This is a genomic window from Paenibacillus sp. (assembly GCF_031177825.1).
Taxonomy (GTDB): domain Bacteria; phylum Bacillota; class Bacilli; order Paenibacillales; family YIM-B00363; genus Paenibacillus_AE.
Genome location: NZ_JAPSKE010000004.1, coordinates 306,245 through 324,683 on the forward strand (window position 1 = coordinate 306,245; position 18,439 = coordinate 324,683).

Here is an 18,439-nt window from a genome sequence, read left to right on the forward strand (position 1 = left end):
CCTCTTACCCCTCGAGCTCGATCAGGTGATCGCGCGCGTCCGGGCGGAATTCGATGCCGGCGCCCATGCCTTGCGGCAGCTCGAACCCCCCGTCCTTCGGCGCCGGAATGCCCGCCAACACAGGGTCTTGATTCGGCAGATCGGCCCCGTTGATATAAGCGAACTCCGCCATCGGCATATTCGGATCCGCGAAAATGAGATGGAGCGCCCAAGGCTGCAGTCCGCCCGCGTGCGGAATGACGGGAATGTGCTTCGCGGACGCCATCGCGCTAATTTTTCGCGCCTCCGTGATGCCGCCGCACCAACAGACGTCCGGCTGCAAAATGTCCGCGGCCCGGGCGTCCAGCAGCTGTTGGAACCCGTACCGGGTATATTCGTGCTCGCCCGTGGCGATCGCGGACGAATTCACCTTGCGATGGACGATTCCGTAGCCTTCGTAGTCGTCGGGCGGCAACGATTCTTCGATCCACTTCACGCGGTACGGCGCGACGAGCTCCGTCATGCGCACCGTGTAGTCGACGTTCCATGCCATGTAACAGTCCAACATGATTTCCTTCTCCGGGCCGAGCGCCTCCCTCGCGCGCGCGACCAGCTCGGCGTTTTTGCGCATTCCCTCGAAGCCGGAGGCGGGACCGTACGGCATCGCCAGCTTCTGCCCGAGGAAGCCGCGATCCTTCGTCTTCTCGAACTCGTTCCCGGTGCAATAGGCCGGCACTCGATCCTTGACCGGCCCGCCGAGCGTTCGATACAGCGGCTCTTGCCGCGCCTTCGCGATCAAGTCCCAGAGCGCTAGATCGACCGCGGAGATCGCCATGATCGGAGCGCCCTTCCGTCCGTACGGCAGCGTCGCTTTAAACATAATGTCCCACAATCGTTCGACTTGGAATGGGCTCTGCCCGAGCAAAAACCGGCTTAGATGCTGCTTGATGATCGGAGCCGTCGCCATGCCCGACGCCGTCTCGCCGATCCCGACGAGCCCTTCGTCGGTCTCGAGCGCAACGATCGTGCGGCCGCCCATGCCGGTCCAAGACGATCGCCGGTCGAAATATTCCGGGTACATGGACATCGGGTTGGCGATGACCGTCTCGGACAGCCACGAGCCCTTCTTCGCGGCGGCGGGGCATCCTGCGCCCGCGGCGGCTTCCGGAGCGTTCGCCGCGGGCTTCCTGCCCGTGACGTACACCTTCACGTCGGTGATTTTCATGTCCGGCACCTCTCTTCCGCGGTATTGTTCCGTTCCAGAACGGCGATCAGATTGATCGCGATCGGATCGGGCGGAATGACCATTCCGCCGTAATGGCCCGTGACGGCGTTGTGGGTATCGGCGTAGCAATCGTCGAGCGCCCCTTGGCGATAGAGCTCCAGCGTCCAAGGGAGATTGTGCGGCTGCCAGGCGTTGTCCCGATGATCGACCATCCAGCGAAGCGCCGCGACCGTAATGCCCTCCTGATACCGATGCCAGTCGATCTCCGGATCGAGCGCGCCCCAGTCGAAGCCCATCTCCGACGCGGCCGCGAACGTGACGAGCGCCTCCCATTGCACGTGATCCCGCACCCAGTTGGCGAAATACCAATCGCTCGAGCAGAGGCATGGCTTCGTATTGTACATCATCGGCAGACGGTCCGGATGCCACAGATGCGTGAACGGCAGCAGAGCGCGCAGCCAATAGACCGCCTTCTCCCGATACCGCGGCTCGCCGAACGCCCGGTAGGCGTACGTATAGGCCAGAGCCGCGTGTCCCGCGGCGAGCAGATTCGGACTGCGCAGCGGCGTCTCCCAGAAGTCCCCGCCCTCGGGACGCTTCATCGGCATGCAGAACTCCAATGCCAGCGCCGCGGCGTCCCGATACTTCGTCTCGCCCGTCGCTTCCCATAGTGCGATCAACTCCGCGGCGGGCACGATGCAAATATCCAGCGCCGTATCGCCGGCGCGACCCATCGGCTCCAGGTATTCCCTCGCGACGACGAAGTCGTCCTTCATGTAGTGCCTCCCGTCGGGGTCGAACGGGAACGCTCCGTCTTCCCGTTGATACGAGAGAAGCTCCTCGCCGTACGCCGCGAGCCGCTCGGGAGACATGTCCCGGATCCGCGAGACGGCGCCGAACCGCAGCTGCGGCTTGGCATATTCCGGCTGGGCGCGGCACCACGCGAGTTTCTCCCGCAGCCCGGGCGCGGCCGCTCCGTCCGGAAGCAGTCGAAGATACCCTTCGGCGAAGCCGGGCTCATGCGGCCCTTCCGCCCCGGGATGCTGCGCGAAGCCGAAGCCCTTGCCTTCGTGCCAATACCGGGTATCGTACGCCGTCGCGATTCGCTCCAGCGCTTGCTCGAGCGGCCATCTCGGCGGCGGCGGCGCCGGCAGCCCGTATCGCTTCACCCAATCGACGACGGCCTCCAGGCTGTCCCCCGCGCCGATACGAATCGCAGCATCGAAGCGTACTTCCTGATCCTTGTGCAGCTCGAGCGGGGGATCCGCGTACACGCGATTCTCCGCGCCTTCCCCTTGCGCGTCGGGAACCATGACCCCCATTAATTGATTGTTCATCCGGTCGATGAAGTTCGGCACGGCGAACACGGGCTGCGGACGATGGATGCGATCGTTGAACCATCGCGTCGCGTCCTGCCGCGGATCCCACGATAGCGAAGCGAAGACGCCTCCGCGGCTGATCGCCATTAACGGGCTGGCGACCTTGTTCGGATGCGGCGCGAACCGCTGCGCCCACGGATCTTTGAACCAGTCGGTGCCGCTGGACCATTCGTCGCCCTGGAGCCATTCCACGCCGGGAAAGATCGCGTCCGTCTTCGCCGTTCCGAAGTCGCCTTCCCCGAACTTGAACCACGGCCCGCGTACGTAACGAGCGAATAGATTGCTTCGCGACCGCAGCCGGAACGAGAGCAGGAGCGCCGCCTCGTCCGCCGGAACGGTCAGCGTCACCTCGCCTTCCATGACGGGCTCCGCGAACGGATAATGAATCCACTGCTCGAAGGACGTGCCCTTCAGCTTCTGCTGCACGACGAGCGACGCGACCGCGAACGTCAGCCGCTCGCCGAAGTCGCCGCTCGAACGAACGGCGTCCGCCGCCTCGAGCCGCATCGGCATCTCCTGATCCCGGAGCATCACCTCGCCGAGATGTTCGAGCACACCGATGTAAGCGCCGTTCCCGGCATGGATTTCCGCCCATCCCCATCCGGTCAGCCGCTTATGGACGTCCACGCGGATCTTCCCGTTGTCCAACCGAATCGTTTCATTAGCGTAGCTTGCATGCTTATACTTCGGCATGTCCGCATCTCCCCTTATGGGATTCTTACTCCCCTGGTAAGCGCTGTCAACCCTTGTCTGATCCGGCTTCCCGATAAATAAAATTCAGCCTGCCTTCCGGCGCGACGTCGCCGTGCCGGTAGAAGTCCATGAAATCCCCTTCGCTCTGCATATGGTCGACCCACTTGAACTCGAAGCGCAGCGGCTCCCCCGGACGGTTCAAGCCGAGCGCCGCCCTCGGCACGGCGAGCTGAAGCTCGTTCCCCTGGACGACGTACCGGACGTCGCAGACCGCTTCCCACCGCCATCCCCCGACGCTGCGCTCCAGCGCCGACCGCGAGGCGTCCTTCACCGTCCGGTTCACGATGTAATCGTACCCGTGCCAGCCTTCGTCCGGCGATCCGCCCGTGTCGATCAGCAGCATCATCCAGTGTCGGTCGGTATGCGGCGTGACGGCCTCTCGCGTGCGCGCGTAAAAGTATACGTACGCCTCGTCGTGCGTCGCCTTCATCGTCACGAAGTCGTTCCGTCCGGTATCGTCGGAATACAGGAGGCTTCCGTACCCGCGATGTCGCCTCGGAACGGTGTCGCCCGCGAAGTCGCGGTATTCCGGAAGGACATCGTCCCATCCTCGGAAATTCCGCTCCATCGGAATCGTTCGCCCGGGACCGGCCGCCGGCGTCGGCGGCGTTCTCTTATACCGCCGAATGTATTCGACCATCTGAAGGTAATAATTGTCGTTATATCCCCCCTTCATCGGTTCGATGTCTCGGCTGAAGTTCAACGTCGCTTGATCGACGAACAAGATCGGACGTTCGGGCGGTCCCTTAAGCCGCATCGCGATCCATTCGTTCCAGCCCGTCACGAACACGATGTCGGGGTCCTCGGCGAGCGCGAACTCCCATTGCTCCGCGATGTTATAGCCCGCGTATGCGGCGCCGGGAGCGTCGTCGTTGGCGCCGTTATGAAAGCTTCTTCCCCAATTGACGCCGTGATTGTAGAAGGGGGTGTCGCTCATAGCGACGGTCGGATGCTGCGCCACCGATACGCTGACGATTTCCTTCTCGCCTTCGTCGTTGAAATAGACCCGCTGCGGCCGGCAAAACTCGATCCAAGGAAACCCGTTCGTCTTGCGCTCGTCGAACGGCCATTGGTTCAGCCGGAACGTGAAGAACGTCCGAATGTCCTCGCCGCATTCCCCGGGATCTCCGATCATCAGCGGCTTCCCTTTCCAGTGAAACCAGAGCTCCGCGTACCGTCCGGGCTTGTAGATGTCCTCGTACAGCTTCGCGATCGTCTCGCCGGAGCGCGTATTCGTGTAGAAGACGATCCGGGGCACGTCGAAGCCTTGACGCCGGACGTCTTCCAGTATCTCGAACAAGACGTCGTAGACGTTCTTATACGTAACCGCGTTGGTCGTATCGAACACGAGGAAATCGACGCCGGCGGCCGTCAGCAGCTGCACGTGCTTCCGGAGCACCCACGCGTCGTCGTTCAAATAGTACCCGTACAGCGGCTCCCCCCAGAAGTGGAACGCATCTTGCGGTCCCCATAACGGATGATCGGGATCGAACACCGCATCGGGGGCCGCCTGCAAAATGTTCGTATTGTCGAACGGCCCCTCCGTCCCGTGTTGGCCGAGCCACAGGAAATAAAACAGGCCGACGTAACGTTCGCGGTTTTCCCGGTTCGTCCGCTCCGTCATGCGATCGACCCCCTTCCCGCATTCTCGATCCGTTCGACGACGCCCATACCGTCGGCGCGATCGGCGCGGTCGACCCATCGGCCTCGGACGAGAACGCTTTCGCCCCGCCGCTCGCATGCGAGAGGTTCCAACGCCGGCGAACGAAGCTGTAACCGTTCCGGATGCTCCAACGCGACGGATACGCTCCCGTCGGCCTCTCGCACGCATGACGCGCGGATCGGTCCGAAGGCGGTCGGCACCGTTCCCTTCGCCCAGTCGAGATCGCCGAGCGCCGGCCGGAATTCGAACGCGCCCGACGCGATCTCGCGCACGTCGATGCCGAGCGTGCGTTCCGTCAGCACGTACGTCGGTGACGCGCCCCAGCCGTGGCAATGACTGACCGGGATATAGTCGGACAAATACGTCGGCGTGTTGCCCTGATAAGGGCTCGGCACGGTACAGCGCGGGGACGACGGATCGAACGTCTCCCACCACGTCGTGGCGCCTCTCGCCACCATCTCGCCCCAGTAAGCGCGAATAATGTCCAGCGCCGCGTCCGCGTACCCTCGTTCGAACAGCACCTCGAGCACGATATGATAGAAGAAAGCTCCCTTGAGCTCGGGACACGCCCCGCGCAGAAACCCTTCCGTTAGAAAATGCTCCGCTTCCTCGTCCGTCATAATGCCGGACCATACCGCGATGAAGTTCGTCTGGAACGTGACGTTGTCGGATAAGCCGTCGTCCGTCAAACAATCCGCGAACATGCGCTTCTCCGGAATCCACAGCAGCGAACGGATCGAATCGCGCAGCCGATCGGCCCGTTCGGTAAGCTCCGCCGCGAACGACGCGTCTCCGAACGCCGCCGAGAGAACCGCAGCCTTCCGGAGCACCTTGTGATGCAGGCAGGATACGGCCGTGACCCGATCCCGCTTGTCGATATAGTCGGCCCAGTCGACGAAACACCACCAGCTGCCCCGATCCGCCCGGGCGAACAATCCATTCTCGTCTTCCTGCTCCCGGAACCATCCGATCAATCGCCGGATCGGCTCCCACACTTCCTTCACGAACGCATCGTCCGCGGAATACTTCCAATAATCGAAGACGCCTAGAAACCAATAAGCGTTAAAGTCGGGCAGCAGGAAGTCGTTCCGCTCCGGACCGGTGCCGGGGATGGAGCCGTCCTCGTTCTGAATTCTGGCTCCCTGCAGCAAGCATTTCCGAACCAAGGCCGTATCCCCGAACGTCTGGTAGATGACCTTGGCCATCACGACCGCGTCCACGACCCACAGCGCTTGTTCGCGGTACGGACAATCCTCCAGATGATCTTGACTGTTAACCTCGGTCGTATACCGGCCGATGTCCCAGATCCGGTTCAACAGCGGATCGCTGCATTCGAAATCGCCGTTCCGCTCGAACGGGTAACGTACGAACCGCATTTGGAACGATTCCAACGCGATCGGAGCGGGGGTCGCCTGAGCCGACAGCTTCAAATAACGAAACGCCCTTCTGCCGTATGGAGACAGTCGATTCTCCCCGCGCTTCAGAACGAAGGTGTCCAACAGCGTTAACTCTAAGGACTCCCCGTAAAACAGCTGCAGCACGCCGCCCTCCGGCGCATGAACGAGAAGCTCCGGATATCCGACCTTCACGGCGGAGAAATCGAACACGACGCCGGGCAGCGATCCCGGAACGCTCGCGTCGAGCACCATCCGGCCGACGGAAGCATCGCCGTCTTCGTCCCCATAAGCGATCATCTGCTCCGCCCCGAACAGCGAACCGTAGTTCTCCTCGATTCGGACGATCGCGTTAGGTCGAACGGCCTCCCGGCGCAAGAACGGAATTTCCCGCGGCAGCAGCCTCGGCCATGCGGAATCCGCCTGCATCGCGTCTGCGACGACCCTAGCATTCTGCCATGACGAATCGTCGTACCCCGCCAGCTCCCAGCCGTCTTCCTTGTCCGCTAAGTAGATTTCTTTATACCCGCCCCAGTTGTGCATTCTGGAGACGTTGTTCACCCATCGCGGCGAGCGCCGGCATCTCCACGATTCGTCCGTCCCGACCGTCAGGTCGCCCGCATCGGTCCGAACGTCCAGCTGCGCGATCATCCCGCCGGGACCTTGACGCTGCATCGTCACGATGTCCGTCGTCCCGAAGTTATATGCGACGATCGCAAGGCAATTGTCGCCGATCGTTAGGCGATCCGCCACGTCGTACTCGTCATAATACTTCCAAGCGACGTCGGACGGCGACGGCCCGTTCCCGATCTCGACGCCGTTCACGTATACCTTATACTCTTGATTCGCGGAAATCCGCAACGCGGCCGAGCGAACCTGCGCATCGACTGGAAAGACGGTCCGCGCTTCGGCATATACGTTGGGCGTTCGCTCCGGTGCATCGATCCAGATCCACTTCGCTTGCCATGTTTGATTCATTCCGGTGGCTCCCCCGCTGATGAAGTATAGTTACTTACGTATACCCTATACTTAAAATATATACTTAATGATCTGTTTTATCAATTGCATTTTGAATGATATACGTTTATTTTCGCCGATCCTTCACATGAGCTACGGCGAAATGGAGAATACTCCTAGGAAGGAACATGCGGAGAGGGTGAAGTCCTTCGATGTCGACTTCGACTACGAGCACTTATCGGAAGGTTTTCTGGTCGGCCGGATTCGGGTGGATGTTCGACGCCATGGATGTCGGCTTGCTTTCTTTCATTCTTGTGATGCTGAAGGAAGAGTGGCATCTGACGCCGAGCGAGGGCGGAATGCTAGGGACGATGAATATGGTCGGCATGGCGCTCGGCGCGTTCTTAGGAGGATATTACGCCGATCGTATCGGCAGACGCCCCGTATTTCTTTATACGTTGGCGCTGTTCGGATTGGCGAGCGTCTGCAGCGCGGCGGCGACGGGCTTTCTGTCGATGCTCGCCCTCCGTTTCCTGATGGGCTTGGGACTCGGGGCGGAGCTTCCTGTCGCATCGACGCTTGTGAACGAATTCGCGCCGGAAGCGAAGCGAGGCAGAGCCGTCGTGCTGTTGGAGAGCTTCTGGGCGTTCGGTTGGATCTTGGCGGCCGTCATCGCTTACTACGTCATGCCCGCGTACGGATGGCGTACGGCAGTCCTCATCGGGGCGTTCCCGTTGGTGTACGCCGTCGCGATTCGAAGAAACATTCCGGAATCCCCGGCGTTCGTCCGAAGCGACGAGGATCGCGCGAACCTTCGCGAAATCTTCACGGCGTACCGGAAGCCGACGATCGCGCTTTGGAGCGTATGGCTCGCGATCTCCTTTTCTTACTACGGCATGTTTCTCTGGCTTCCCTCCGTACTGGTGGACAAAGGGTATACGTTACTCAAAAGCTTCGAATACGTGCTCCTGATGACGCTGGCGCAGCTGCCGGGGTACTTCTCTGCGGCCTACCTGGTCGAGCGGTGGGGTCGCAAGCCTACGCTGGCCGCGTTCATGGCGATGACGGCCGTCGCCGCCGTCGGATTCGGCGCAAGCGAATCCGACGGCTTCCTCCTGTCGTTCGGCGCATTGCTTTCCTTCTTTAACTTGGGGGCCTGGGGCGCGCTTTACGCGTATACTCCGGAAAATTACCCCGCCCGCGTTAGAGCTTCGGGCGCCGGCTTCGCGGCCGCCTTCGGCCGGGTCGGCAGCATCGTCGCGCCGTTCCTGGTCGGGGCGTTCATCGACAACCAAGTCGGCTACCTCGTCATCTTCGGCATGTTCACCGTCGTGTTGCTGATCGGCGCTTTCCTGCTGATGCGCTTGGGAACGGAAACGAGGCCCCTCCGTTAACGCCGAGAGACCTCCGTTTCGATTCGCCCTAGCGGCAGTGCGATGCGGAACACGGTTCCGCCCCATAACGAAAACCAAGGAATGTCCGCGCATCCGGCGGACATTCCTTGGTTCATTCTTCCTTCTCCTCATTCGGTTCTTCGGAGCAGTCGAAGCATAACAGCGTCTTATCTTCCATAACGATTCCGTTCAAGAAGCCTTCGTTGCAGTAAATCGGCGATTCGCACGATCGACAGTTTCCGACGAATTCGCGCACTGCCTTCTCCTCCCCGTAACGACAAGCGTTATTGGTCATACGATATGTGCCGGCACCCCGCACGCTTCGCTCGTGCTTCCTAACGCATCAACTTGATCGCGTGCTCCAAAATCGCGCGATCCCGCATCAACATGAACCGCTTTGAATAATCGTCGTTGCGTTGCACCGCGTTCTTCATCGCTTCCAACGCCTCGGACGGCGTTAGCCACGCGATCGTCATGCCAAGCCTTCGCTCGTTGGCGCTAAGCATCGTCTTCCCCGTATTTCGAAGCGCTCTGGCCAAATAACAATAAGAGTATTGCATGAATCGATTCCGATTCTTATGCTCCTCCGCCCAGCCGAGCTCATGGACGATCTCCGCTTCGAAGCCCGTCTCTTCCAAAATTTCGCGAACGAAGGCGTCCCGCGGATCTTCGCCCTTGTCTACGCCGCCGCCCGGCAGCTTGTACAAGTCCGAGGCGGACATATACATCATGCCTACGTTCGAACGTTCATCTAATAACACGCCTCTAGCGCCGTATCGGGAAACCGAATCCAAGTACGCCGGAGCGCCGCCGAAGAAGTCGCTGTCTGTAATTCTGACAAGACGCCGCATGTCACTCCTCCTTATTCGGTTCGTCAGGCAAGCATGGAACCATTTTACTATATCTTAAGTTGAAATCATATGATCTTGCGCCCGACCGAACCAACCGGAATCGAGCGGATTCGGACCTTCTCGTTCTGTCTTTCGAATACTACGTCGGACTGACCATTTCTTAATGGTCAGTATTCCGTTACATTCGGTATATCTCCTTCAGACGAAAGGTTGCGTGAAAAACATGGATCGCCAAGGATTGAACTTACGACGTAGCATCGGCCGGGGCATGTCCCCTCAAGATTTCGTAGACGGGATGCAAATCCGCACAATGGAGCTCAGCGGGATCCAGAATACGAAACAACGATTTATTACCGAATACGAACAGTTTGCTTGGAGAAACGAAGAGGACCGAACGTACTTTTCGGGCATCCGCGAGCGTTCCGACCTTGGTCATTGCCTGATCCTCTGCACGGATTGGTGCCCGGACGTCATCTGGAACGTGCCCCTATTGCTTCGGGTTTTAGAAACCTGCGGCATTCCCGGCGAAATTCTCCCGATGGAGGAGCATCTTGACGTCATGGATTTGTTCCTGACCGACGGCGGTCGCGCGCAGCCGGTCGCGGCGTTTCTAAACACGAACGGCGATGTGCTAGGGCGTTGGGGCGCGCGTCCCGCTTATATCCAAGCGGCAATGGATCGCTTTAAGGAGGAACATCCGGACAAATCCCGCCCCGAGTACATGTCGAATCTGGATCGGACGTATCGACGCATCGGCGAGCTTTACCGCGAAGACAACGGAGCGCGCTATCGAGATGCGATCATCCAGGAATTGAAGATATTGTTTACTGCATTTCCGAAGGAAGCGCGCTTTTGATGCGGGGCTCGTTATACTTCGTGTTACTGCTGATGAACGAGACGATCCGCTGGAGCATGGTTGCCGGTCTCGCTCTGATCCAATCGGGCGTTTTTGTGGCGAGCAAGTCGTCAATCTCGAAACCACGCCCGACGAAGAGAGCGAACGCCGATGGTTATGTCCTCCCCGTCGATTCCCGCGAATCCTAAGAAACATTGGGGATACTCGGGAGGTACGGCCGGCGGGGTCAACCACATTTTCCGAAAATCGTACACCTTTACTCCCGCCGCCGCCGCCAGTCCGATCAACTCCTCCGTCGTTCGTCCCGTCTTTACGGTCAATCGGATGTGCAGTCCGGCGTCTTGTCCCGTTATTTCGACCCGATCGCCCAGTTCCGCTCGGATCGAATCGATGATGTGGCGATGCTTCCGTCGGTACGCATTGCGGGCTTTGCGAATGTGCCGATACCAATGACCTTGTTCGATGAACGATTGCATCGCCCACTGTTCGACGCGCGAAGGGGCATAGACGATCTCGTGCGGCAGGTCGGATAGACGCGCAAGCAAGCTCGGAGGCAGCACCATGTAATTCATGCGCAAAGCCGGCGTCAACGCCTTCGAAAACGTACCGATGTACACGACTCTTCCATGAACGTCCAAGCTTTGCAAGGAAGGGATCGGCTTGCCGTTGTATCGGAATTCGCCGTCGTAATCGTCCTCGATAATATAAGCGTTATTCAAGACGGCCCATTCGAGGAGACGCTGCCTCTCGGGATACGGCATGACGACGCCGGTCGGAAATTGGTGCGACGGCGTGACGTACACCGCCCGAACAGAAACTTGCTCGAGAACGTCTGGAGAAATCCCTCTTTCGCCGACCGGAACCGGGACGATCTCGTAGCCGTTCAGCTCGAATTGATCCCGCACCAGATGATACCCCGGTTCCTCGACCGCGACGCGCCGCTCACCGGGCAGCAGCTTCGTCAATACGCCGATGCTATACGCCATGCCGACGCCGACCGCGATGCGTTCCGGAGAGGCGTTCACTCCTCGCGAATTGCGCAAGTAGTCGGCTAACGCCAGCCGAAGCTCGAATTCTCCTTGCGGATGGCCGTACTTCCCGATGTCCCCCGCTCTCTTCTCCATGGCTTCTTTCATCGTCTTCATCCATGTCCGCCAAGGAAACAAGTCCGAACCCAACGCCGTCGGATCGAAATCCGCGACGAAGGCGGGACGCTCGGCAGGCGCCGGCTGCTCCGAACGGGTTGCGTTCCGGCTCGGCGCCTCCGCCTTCGTCCGCTCCGCATCCCGAAATCCATGCGTCGCCGCGAATAGCCCGGAACGAGGCTTACTGACGACATACCCTTCCGACGTCAGCATCTGATAGGCCGTCTCGATCGGGGTTTTGCTTATATTCAATTGAACCTGCAGGGCGCGAACGGACGGCAGTTTCGTTCCGTCGGGAAGGCGGCCGCTGACGATCATCTCCCGAATTTGAAGGTATAGCTGTCGGTAGATCGGCATCTCGAATTCGGTAGGCAAAAGGATCTCGAACATATATCGAAGCGTACCCGCTGTCTTTTAAATTTTTAAAATAATGCTGTATACCTACATGTCAGTTTCCTTGTAATCGCATTTTATCCTATCAGCAATAAAATGACGAGAATCATTAATAACACATCTATAATCCCAAGGCTCGCGAACGCGACCCATATCGATAACCTCGGAGCTAGAAAGCTGCAGTCGTTGATCGTCTTCCGCTTCATGAAATAATCTCTTGTCGCGCATCCGATGATCAATCCGCCGAGCAGCACGGACCCGACTCCCGTAACGACCGCGAAGAGCTGCCCGAGGGCTTCGTATTCGTTGGACCGAAACGCGACCCCGGCCGCTAGGAAACCTACTCCCGCCATAGCGACGGCGGTTCGAACCCATGCCAGGAACGTCCGTTCATTCGCGAGATGCTGTTGAATATACTGCGAATCGATGCTCTTCCGTTGCGTTGACAAAATAAATATCTCCTCCAAGCGTAACAGTTCCCGTCCTCAATCATCGCGACGCGAACTTAGTATGACCACTTAGAGGAGAATTATGGGATCGACGAGGCGCCGGCTCGCCCTAATACTCTAGCCCCCACTGCTCCCGCAGGCGATCGAGCGTACGCATAATGTCCACCGTCTCGTCGAGCGGCATGACCGCGCTCTCGAGCCGACCGTCCCGTAGGCAGGCCATCGCCTCCATCGCTTCGAATCGATAGCCCTGCTCGAGGCGGTCGTCCGCGCATACGACGGGCTCCGCGTTCGGAAGGTGCAGCGACGCCGTACGGCCGAACAGGAAATTCGGCAGATGGATATACCCTTCGGAGCCGTAGACGTATGCGTCGTTGGAGGTGCGCAGCCGCACGCTCGCGCCGATCTGCGCCGTGCGTCCCCCGTCGTATTCGAAGAGCGCCGCGAATCGCTCGTCCACGCCGGTCTCGCCGATCCAGGCGGAACTGGAAATGCGCTCCGGCTGGCGGCCGAAGATCATCGAGGCGAACGACACGGGATAGATGCCGGCGTCCAATAGCGCTCCGCCGCCAAGCTCCTTATTCAGCAACCGGCTCTCCGGGCGCCACCCGACATCGAAGCCGAAATTGGCGGTGACCGCTTTCACTTCTCCGATTCGGCCTTCCGCGATCCATGCGCGCGCTTGCACGATCGGCGGCAGAAACCGCGTCCACATCGCCTCCATCGCGAACGTGCCGTTCGCTCGCGCCGCGTTCGCCACTTCTTCGGCTTCGCTCGCGTTCATCGTGAACGGCTTCTCGCAGACGACCGCCTTGCCGTGCCGAAGACATAGCAGCATCAACTCCTTATGCGCCGGGTGGAGCGTCCCGATATAGACGATCTCGACCTCTTCGTCCCGAACGAACGCTTCGTAGTCGTCGTACGCTCGCGGGATGCCGAACTCGCCGGCGAACGCATCGGCGCGCTGCCTCGACTTGGACGCGACCGCGACCAGCTCCGCCCCGGGGACCGTCTTCAGATCCGCCGCGAACGCGCGCGCGATTCCCCCCGGGCCCATGATTCCCCACTTCACCGTAGCATTCATCGTCTTCCGCCTTCCTATCATTGGATATCATTCCACGATCCATTTTACAGGAAGAATGCGGTAATAGAAAAAAAAGCGTCCCGGGTTCGGGACGCAGCATCCGACGCTAATAGACGTTCACAGCGTAGGCGCCTTCAAAGCCATTTCGATATGGTTCAAATCGACCTCGATCTGTTCGGTGACGTTCCACGGATGGTAAATCCCCTTCTCCGCCGCATACGTCGCGACGCGTTCGTGAAGGTCGATCAACTCCTCCAGCTGCCGAGACAAGATCGTTTTGATTTCCGGGGTGACCGTATCGGTGACCGCCATCGCGTAATTGCGCACTCCGCTCTTCACCGTGTTCAAGAAGTCCATCGCGACCACCTGATCGGTCAACGAACCGAGGCCGGTCAGCTTTTCCAAAATAATATTCATCGGTCGGATCCCCCTACCGTTTCGCTTTTTTCAGAATGTCGCGAAGCTCCTCCAGATGGCGCGTCGACAGCTCGACGTCCGCTTGCATGAGCTGTTTCAGCGCGTCGTCGGATACCAGCGCCTTCATCGTCTTCGACTTCGTCAAGCCGACCGTCCGGGCCCCGGCCAGCTCGTGTACCTCCAGCGTTTCGTGCAATGCGTATCCTTGTTGCATTTCCTTATCGAACCTCCTGTTGCGCGGCGGAATTTATTACGGCTTTAGAATCACCTTAATACAATCGTCCGTCTTCGTGTCGAACGCCTCGTACCCGCGTCTCGCATCTTGTAGCGGAAGTTTATGCGTAACGATATCGCCCGGGTCCACCTTCCCCGAAGCGATCAGTTCGTACATATACGGCATGTAATGGATGACGGGCGCCTGACCGGTGCGGATGTTGACGTTGCGCTGAAACAAGTCGCCGAGCGGGAACCCGTTGTACCGCCCGCCGTACACGCCCGTAATCTGAATGGTGCCGCCCTTTCGCACCGCTTGCGAGGCGATGACGAGCGGGCCGAGCGCGCCGCTCTGCAGCCTCATGCCCGTCGCGAGAAAGTCGAGGTCGGTCATTTTGCCGTCCATGCCGACCGCGTCGATGACGACGTCCGCTCCGCCGCTCGTCAGCTCCTTCAAATACTCGCCGATATGCTCCTTCGATTCGAAATCGACGATCTCTACCCGATTCGTGCGTTTCGCATGTTCCAGCCGGTAGCCGACATAATCGACCGCGATGACGCGCTTCGCTCCCTTGAGCCAGCAAAATTTCTGCGCGAGCAGCCCCACCGGTCCGCAGCCGAGCACGATGACCGTGTCGCCGTCTTTCACGCCCGCGTTGTCCACGGTCCAATAGGCGGTCGTCATCGCGTCCGAAATCAAGCACAGCTTCTCGTCTTCCACTTCGCTGTCGTCTGGGATCTTAAAGTGGGTGAAGTTGGCGAACGGCACGCGCAAATATTCCGCTTGCCCTCCGGCATAACCGCCCGTCGTATGCGAGTATCCGAAGAAACCGCCCATCTCTCCGTTTTCGTTCGAGTTGTCGCATTGGCTTTCCAGCTGATGTTTGCAATAGAAGCATTCGCCGCAAGAGACGTTGAACGGGATGACGACCCGGTCGCCCTTCTTCAGCTTCGTCACGCCGGGACCGACTTCTTCGACGACGCCCATCGGTTCGTGCCCGATAACGTAATCCTCCGGCAGGTTCGGAATCATCGCGTGCAGCAGATGCAAGTCCGAGCCGCAGATCGCGCTGCTCGTCACCCGAATGATCATGTCGTCGGGCTTTACGATGGTCGGATCCGGAACCTCTTTGACCACGACATTTTTGACGCCCTGATACGTAACGGCTTTCATGCTCGATCTCCTCTCAGCCCTTCGTCCGGCAGGCGGTCGAACATCCCTTTTCTTGACGTGTCGTCCCGGAATAGCTTCATGCCGCCGATCATCGCCGTATTTTTCGCCGACAGCTGATCCAGCTTGTATTGTTCGCCGAGCTCGTACGGATGGAACCATCTCTTCCGAACCATCAATTCCGTAATTTCTTGATGCATCGCGAGCGCTTCGCGAAGCTGATTCCGCAGCAGCGCTCGCGCTTCCGGGGAAGCGGCTTCCGTCAAGGCGGCGGCGGCGTTGCGGACGCCGTCCTTCGCCCGGACGAGGAAGTCCATGGCGAACGTCATATCCGCCAGCTCCGGCATGCCGAGGGCGTTCATCGGATCAAGATAATCGTTATTCATGGAGTAAGGTCACCTTCCGTCTAGGATGGGAGTCGGCCGGATTACCGGTACGGGAGTCCGGAACGGCGCCTTCTCGTACAACGCCTGCAGGTCGGCGAGCGCCTTCAGGCTTTGTTCGACGTCCTTCTGCATCAAGGCCCGCAGTTCTTGATCGAAGACGAGCCCTTGCATTAATTTCGATTTCGCCAAGCAAAGCGTCTTGAGATTAAGCGTCTCATGAAGGTCGAGCGACTCGTGCGCCGCCAACGTGGCATGGTTCATCTAACGTTCACCTCGGTTGGGAGTCTTCGGTATGATCGGTATTTTTACCTATCGGCGCAGGGCTATTCTCCTTCGGTTAAGAAAAAACGGCCCCTCCCCGAACAACCGAGGAGCGAGCCGTTTGCGATTACTTTGCGATTTTCGTCGCCCGCCGAGGCACATCCGGCAGCTCGTTGACCGAAACGACAGCGTCCGTGCGCTTGACCGGCCGCTTCCAATACCGTTCGTTGCCGGGCAGATCGTCGAACCAAGCCGCGTCGCTCGGGCAATCGAGCGTTAGAAACTTACCGTATGCGCCTTCGCGCGATTGATGGTATTTCAGATACGCCTTCCCGTCTTCGATCGCGAGAATTTCGATCTTCCCTGATGTATGACTCATCGACAGCCGCACCCGCTTGCCGAGCCCCGACGTGCGCGCTTTCGCCTCTTCGACGATTCGGTACACCCGCTCGAGCGGCAGGACGAAATCCGAATTGCCGGCGACGGGACGATTGACGAAGAAATAATACGGGGTCACGCCCGCCCAGCTCAGCTTATCGAGCAGCTCCCCGAGCACCGCCGGATCGTCGTTGATCCCCCGCAGCACGGGCGTCTGATTGACCACGATAGCGCCCGCTTGATGCAGCGCTTCGAACCCGAGCTTCGCCTCGGTCGTAATTTCGCGAGGGTGATTGATATGCGCCATAACGTAGATTCGGCGTTCGGGCGTGGAGTGAGCGCGAATCGTCTCGAGCAGCTCCGGATCCTCGTAGATCCGCATCGGGTTGAAGACGGGCAGCTTCGAACCGAGGCGAATGATCTTCACATGCGGAATGGCGCGAAGCCGCTCCAAGATCGATTTCAGCTTCGGCGTCGCCAGAATGAGACTGTCGCCGCCGGTCAGCAGTACGTTGTCGATTTCGGGATGCGCCGCGATATACGCGAGCCCCGGCTCGACGTCGGACATCGCTTCCTTCACGTCCGTACGGAACAGCCGCTTCCGGAAGCAGTACCGGCAATACGCGCCGCACACCTCCGATACGATCAAGAGCGCCGTGGATCGGTACTTATGTTGGCAGCCGGGCACCACGTAATTCGTATCCTCGTCGGAGGCGTCCCAGCGCCCGTATTCGAGCAGCTCCCCCTCGTTCGGAATGACGAGCTTGCGAATCGGGTCCTCGGGATCGTTCCAATCGATCAGCTTTAAGTAGTAGTCGTTCACGCGAAACACGAACTTCTCCGTAATTCGCTTCAATCGACTTCTTTCTTCTTCCGGGATCGCTTCGAGCTTGTCGATGTCGGTGATGTACTTCGGCTGCGCCATGCGCATTCCTCCCTCGATTCGAAGTTTCGGTCGCCGGCGGGAACGCAAAAAACTCCGCCGACGACATGATGAAGACATGTCTCGCCAGCGGAGGTACGAACGGGGTCGTATGGACGCACGAATGCCCGAACGGAATCGGGTCTCGGCAAGTATAAGCTAAGTATGCAGTAAAAAATCGACCCATCTCCTGCTGACGAGGTTAGCTGCCGGGCTCGGGATAAGATGGTTCCCTACGGTCCAAACTTCGGAACGATTCGCCCCACGTACATTGGTTCCCCCGCTTCCCGCCGAACGGATGTCGACCGAGAATTAAGCGTAATTTTACTGTATCGAACGGCGCGGACGCTGTCAACCCATTTCCCGAAAACGATTACGTCCCCGGCGGCGCCGGCGCCGCCCGATCGAACGCTTCGGCCGCCTCGAAGTCAAGCGCCGTTAGTCCGCCGGCATGCCAGGACGTCAGCCGAAGCGTAATCAGCTTATATTCGATCGCGATGAACGGATGATGATCGAGCCGTTCCGCTTCCGCGGCGACCCGGCCGACGAAGGCGATCCCGTCGAGATACGAGGGGAAGCGATATTTCTTGGTGATCCACTTCCCGTCTTCCAGACGCCATCCGGGCGCCGACGGCAGCCGCGATTCGATCTCCACCGGCGTCAGCTTCATGCGCGGTTCGTCTCCTTCCCGATCTCGTAGTCCACGACGACGACTTGTTCGACGAGGCCGTCCAACGAAGCGACGAACGCTTGATGCGCCGGATGCGGTCCGTAAGCCATCAAGGCGGCATGATCCTCGAACGTAATGCGCAGCCCGATCGAAAAGCCATGGATGTTCTCGGTCTCGCGCGTAACGTTGCGGCCCGCGCTCATCGAGACGATGCCCGGAATGACTCCCTGGAACGACCGCAGCTGCGTCAGCAAGCCCTCCTCCTGCGCCGCGGGCAGCTCGGTCCGAAATTTAAATACGACGATATGCTCGTACATGTGCCGTCATCCTTTCCTCTTTTTCATTCCCTCTAGTTTACCATATCCGCCGGCGCGGCACCGACGTTTACAGGGCGGCGATGTCCATCTCTTGCTGCCGCTCGGACGGCCGGAGGCATGGATAAATATGCCGAATGTATACGCGTTCATCTCGAATCCCAACATTTGGCCCCTCCCCGAGC

19 protein-coding genes and 1 riboswitch are annotated in these 18,439 nt (G+C 59.5%); of the genes, 2 read left to right on the plus strand and 17 right to left on the minus strand.

Going from position 1 to position 18,439, the window contains the following annotated elements; genetic code table 11:
• Positions 1 to 4 precede the first annotated feature (4 nt).
• From RIN49_RS07110 to RIN49_RS07125, 4 genes are read right to left on the minus strand one after another with little or no spacing between them, the layout of a single operon-like run.
• The gene (locus RIN49_RS07110) at positions 5 to 1,204 is read right to left on the minus strand and encodes an enolase C-terminal domain-like protein (RefSeq protein WP_309119463.1); all 1,200 of its coding nucleotides are present in this window, start codon (positions 1,202 to 1,204) and stop codon (positions 5 to 7) included.
• Entirely contained in the window at positions 1,201 to 3,276 is a 2,076-nt protein-coding gene (locus tag RIN49_RS07115) for a glycoside hydrolase family 88 protein (protein ID WP_309119464.1), read from the minus strand. Before RIN49_RS07115 ends, RIN49_RS07110 begins: the two co-directional genes overlap by 4 nt.
• A gap of 46 nt (positions 3,277 to 3,322) precedes the next feature.
• Positions 3,323 to 4,960: a hypothetical protein gene (locus RIN49_RS07120; protein ID WP_309119465.1), complete on the minus strand. Its 1,638-nt coding sequence runs from the start codon at positions 4,958 to 4,960 to the stop codon at positions 3,323 to 3,325.
• Complete coding sequence (locus tag RIN49_RS07125; protein ID WP_309119466.1) at positions 4,957 to 7,371, minus strand: alpha-L-rhamnosidase-related protein; 2,415 nt, start codon at positions 7,369 to 7,371, stop codon at positions 4,957 to 4,959. The genes RIN49_RS07120 and RIN49_RS07125 overlap by 4 nt, the downstream gene beginning before the upstream one ends.
• Before the next feature lie 191 nt (positions 7,372 to 7,562).
• Here RIN49_RS07125 and RIN49_RS07130 point away from each other — a divergent pair, with 191 nt between their 5' ends.
• Positions 7,563 to 8,744, plus strand: a complete 1,182-nt coding sequence (locus tag RIN49_RS07130) for an MFS transporter (RefSeq protein ID WP_309119467.1) — start codon at positions 7,563 to 7,565, stop codon at positions 8,742 to 8,744.
• A gap of 112 nt (positions 8,745 to 8,856) precedes the next feature.
• Here the strand turns inward: RIN49_RS07130 and RIN49_RS07135 are convergent, their stop codons facing one another.
• Both RIN49_RS07135 and RIN49_RS07140 read right to left on the minus strand, forming a co-directional pair.
• Entirely contained in the window at positions 8,857 to 9,000 is a 144-nt protein-coding gene (locus tag RIN49_RS07135) for a hypothetical protein (protein WP_309119468.1), read from the minus strand.
• Between the two features lie 79 nt (positions 9,001 to 9,079).
• On the minus strand, positions 9,080 to 9,595 hold the full coding sequence (locus RIN49_RS07140) for an NUDIX domain-containing protein (protein ID WP_309119469.1): 516 nt from the start codon (positions 9,593 to 9,595) through the stop codon (positions 9,080 to 9,082).
• 238 nt (positions 9,596 to 9,833) lie between these two features.
• Here RIN49_RS07140 and RIN49_RS07145 point away from each other — a divergent pair, with 238 nt between their 5' ends.
• On the plus strand, positions 9,834 to 10,451 hold the full coding sequence (locus RIN49_RS07145; protein ID WP_309119470.1) for a thioredoxin family protein: 618 nt from the start codon (positions 9,834 to 9,836) through the stop codon (positions 10,449 to 10,451).
• Between the two features lie 110 nt (positions 10,452 to 10,561).
• On the opposite strand, the gene pdxR is transcribed toward RIN49_RS07145, so the two are convergent.
• The 11 genes from pdxR to RIN49_RS07200 form a co-directional block, all read right to left on the minus strand.
• Entirely contained in the window at positions 10,562 to 11,986 is a 1,425-nt protein-coding gene (gene pdxR / locus RIN49_RS07150; RefSeq protein WP_309119471.1) for a MocR-like pyridoxine biosynthesis transcription factor PdxR, read from the minus strand.
• 80 nt (positions 11,987 to 12,066) lie between these two features.
• Positions 12,067 to 12,438: a YidH family protein gene (locus tag RIN49_RS07155; RefSeq protein WP_309119472.1), complete on the minus strand. Its 372-nt coding sequence runs from the start codon at positions 12,436 to 12,438 to the stop codon at positions 12,067 to 12,069.
• Between the two features lie 109 nt (positions 12,439 to 12,547).
• Positions 12,548 to 13,522 (minus strand): Gfo/Idh/MocA family protein, encoded by a 975-nt coding sequence (locus RIN49_RS07160; protein ID WP_309119473.1) that lies wholly within the window; start codon positions 13,520 to 13,522, stop codon positions 12,548 to 12,550.
• A gap of 117 nt (positions 13,523 to 13,639) precedes the next feature.
• Complete coding sequence (locus RIN49_RS07165) at positions 13,640 to 13,939, minus strand: spore coat protein (protein ID WP_309119474.1); 300 nt, start codon at positions 13,937 to 13,939, stop codon at positions 13,640 to 13,642.
• A 13-nt stretch (positions 13,940 to 13,952) separates the two neighbouring features.
• Complete coding sequence (locus RIN49_RS07170; RefSeq protein WP_309119475.1) at positions 13,953 to 14,153, minus strand: hypothetical protein; 201 nt, start codon at positions 14,151 to 14,153, stop codon at positions 13,953 to 13,955.
• Positions 14,154 to 14,189: 36 nt separating this feature from the next.
• Positions 14,190 to 15,326: a zinc-dependent alcohol dehydrogenase gene (locus RIN49_RS07175; protein WP_309119476.1), complete on the minus strand. Its 1,137-nt coding sequence runs from the start codon at positions 15,324 to 15,326 to the stop codon at positions 14,190 to 14,192.
• Positions 15,323 to 15,709: a spore coat protein gene (locus RIN49_RS07180; RefSeq protein ID WP_309119477.1), complete on the minus strand. Its 387-nt coding sequence runs from the start codon at positions 15,707 to 15,709 to the stop codon at positions 15,323 to 15,325. The genes RIN49_RS07175 and RIN49_RS07180 overlap by 4 nt, the downstream gene beginning before the upstream one ends.
• Positions 15,710 to 15,718: 9 nt before the next feature.
• Positions 15,719 to 15,970, minus strand: a complete 252-nt coding sequence (locus RIN49_RS07185) for a spore gernimation protein GerQ (protein WP_309119478.1) — start codon at positions 15,968 to 15,970, stop codon at positions 15,719 to 15,721.
• A gap of 127 nt (positions 15,971 to 16,097) precedes the next feature.
• The gene (locus RIN49_RS07190) at positions 16,098 to 17,273 is read right to left on the minus strand and encodes a KamA family radical SAM protein (RefSeq protein ID WP_309119479.1); all 1,176 of its coding nucleotides are present in this window, start codon (positions 17,271 to 17,273) and stop codon (positions 16,098 to 16,100) included.
• A gap of 172 nt (positions 17,274 to 17,445) precedes the next feature.
• Positions 17,446 to 17,599, minus strand: a riboswitch (cyclic di-AMP (ydaO/yuaA leader).
• 44 nt (positions 17,600 to 17,643) lie between these two features.
• Entirely contained in the window at positions 17,644 to 17,940 is a 297-nt protein-coding gene (locus tag RIN49_RS07195; RefSeq protein ID WP_309119480.1) for a 4a-hydroxytetrahydrobiopterin dehydratase, read from the minus strand.
• Entirely contained in the window at positions 17,937 to 18,257 is a 321-nt protein-coding gene (locus RIN49_RS07200) for a Dabb family protein (protein ID WP_309119481.1), read from the minus strand. The genes RIN49_RS07195 and RIN49_RS07200 overlap by 4 nt, the downstream gene beginning before the upstream one ends.
• Between the last annotated feature and the right edge of the window lie 182 nt (positions 18,258 to 18,439).

Coding starts and splice junctions, on each gene's coding strand:
- RIN49_RS07110 (WP_309119463.1), bottom strand. CDS start 1,204: ATGAAAATCACCGACGTGAAGGTGTACGTCACGGGCAGGAAGCCCGCG.
- RIN49_RS07115 (WP_309119464.1), bottom strand. CDS start 3,276: ATGCCGAAGTATAAGCATGCAAGCTACGCTAATGAAACGATTCGGTTG.
- RIN49_RS07120 (WP_309119465.1), bottom strand. CDS start 4,960: ATGACGGAGCGGACGAACCGGGAAAACCGCGAACGTTACGTCGGCCTG.
- RIN49_RS07125 (WP_309119466.1), bottom strand. CDS start 7,371: ATGAATCAAACATGGCAAGCGAAGTGGATCTGGATCGATGCACCGGAG.
- RIN49_RS07130 (WP_309119467.1), top strand. CDS start 7,563: ATGTCGACTTCGACTACGAGCACTTATCGGAAGGTTTTCTGGTCGGCC.
- RIN49_RS07140 (WP_309119469.1), bottom strand. CDS start 9,595: ATGCGGCGTCTTGTCAGAATTACAGACAGCGACTTCTTCGGCGGCGCT.
- pdxR (WP_309119471.1), bottom strand. CDS start 11,986: ATGTTCGAGATCCTTTTGCCTACCGAATTCGAGATGCCGATCTACCGA.
- RIN49_RS07160 (WP_309119473.1), bottom strand. CDS start 13,522: ATGAATGCTACGGTGAAGTGGGGAATCATGGGCCCGGGGGGAATCGCG.
- RIN49_RS07165 (WP_309119474.1), bottom strand. CDS start 13,939: ATGAATATTATTTTGGAAAAGCTGACCGGCCTCGGTTCGTTGACCGAT.
- RIN49_RS07170 (WP_309119475.1), bottom strand. CDS start 14,153: ATGCAACAAGGATACGCATTGCACGAAACGCTGGAGGTACACGAGCTG.
- RIN49_RS07175 (WP_309119476.1), bottom strand. CDS start 15,326: ATGAAAGCCGTTACGTATCAGGGCGTCAAAAATGTCGTGGTCAAAGAG.
- RIN49_RS07180 (WP_309119477.1), bottom strand. CDS start 15,709: ATGAATAACGATTATCTTGATCCGATGAACGCCCTCGGCATGCCGGAG.
- RIN49_RS07185 (WP_309119478.1), bottom strand. CDS start 15,970: ATGAACCATGCCACGTTGGCGGCGCACGAGTCGCTCGACCTTCATGAG.
- RIN49_RS07190 (WP_309119479.1), bottom strand. CDS start 17,273: ATGGCGCAGCCGAAGTACATCACCGACATCGACAAGCTCGAAGCGATC.
- RIN49_RS07195 (WP_309119480.1), bottom strand. CDS start 17,940: ATGAAGCTGACGCCGGTGGAGATCGAATCGCGGCTGCCGTCGGCGCCC.
- RIN49_RS07200 (WP_309119481.1), bottom strand. CDS start 18,257: ATGTACGAGCATATCGTCGTATTTAAATTTCGGACCGAGCTGCCCGCG.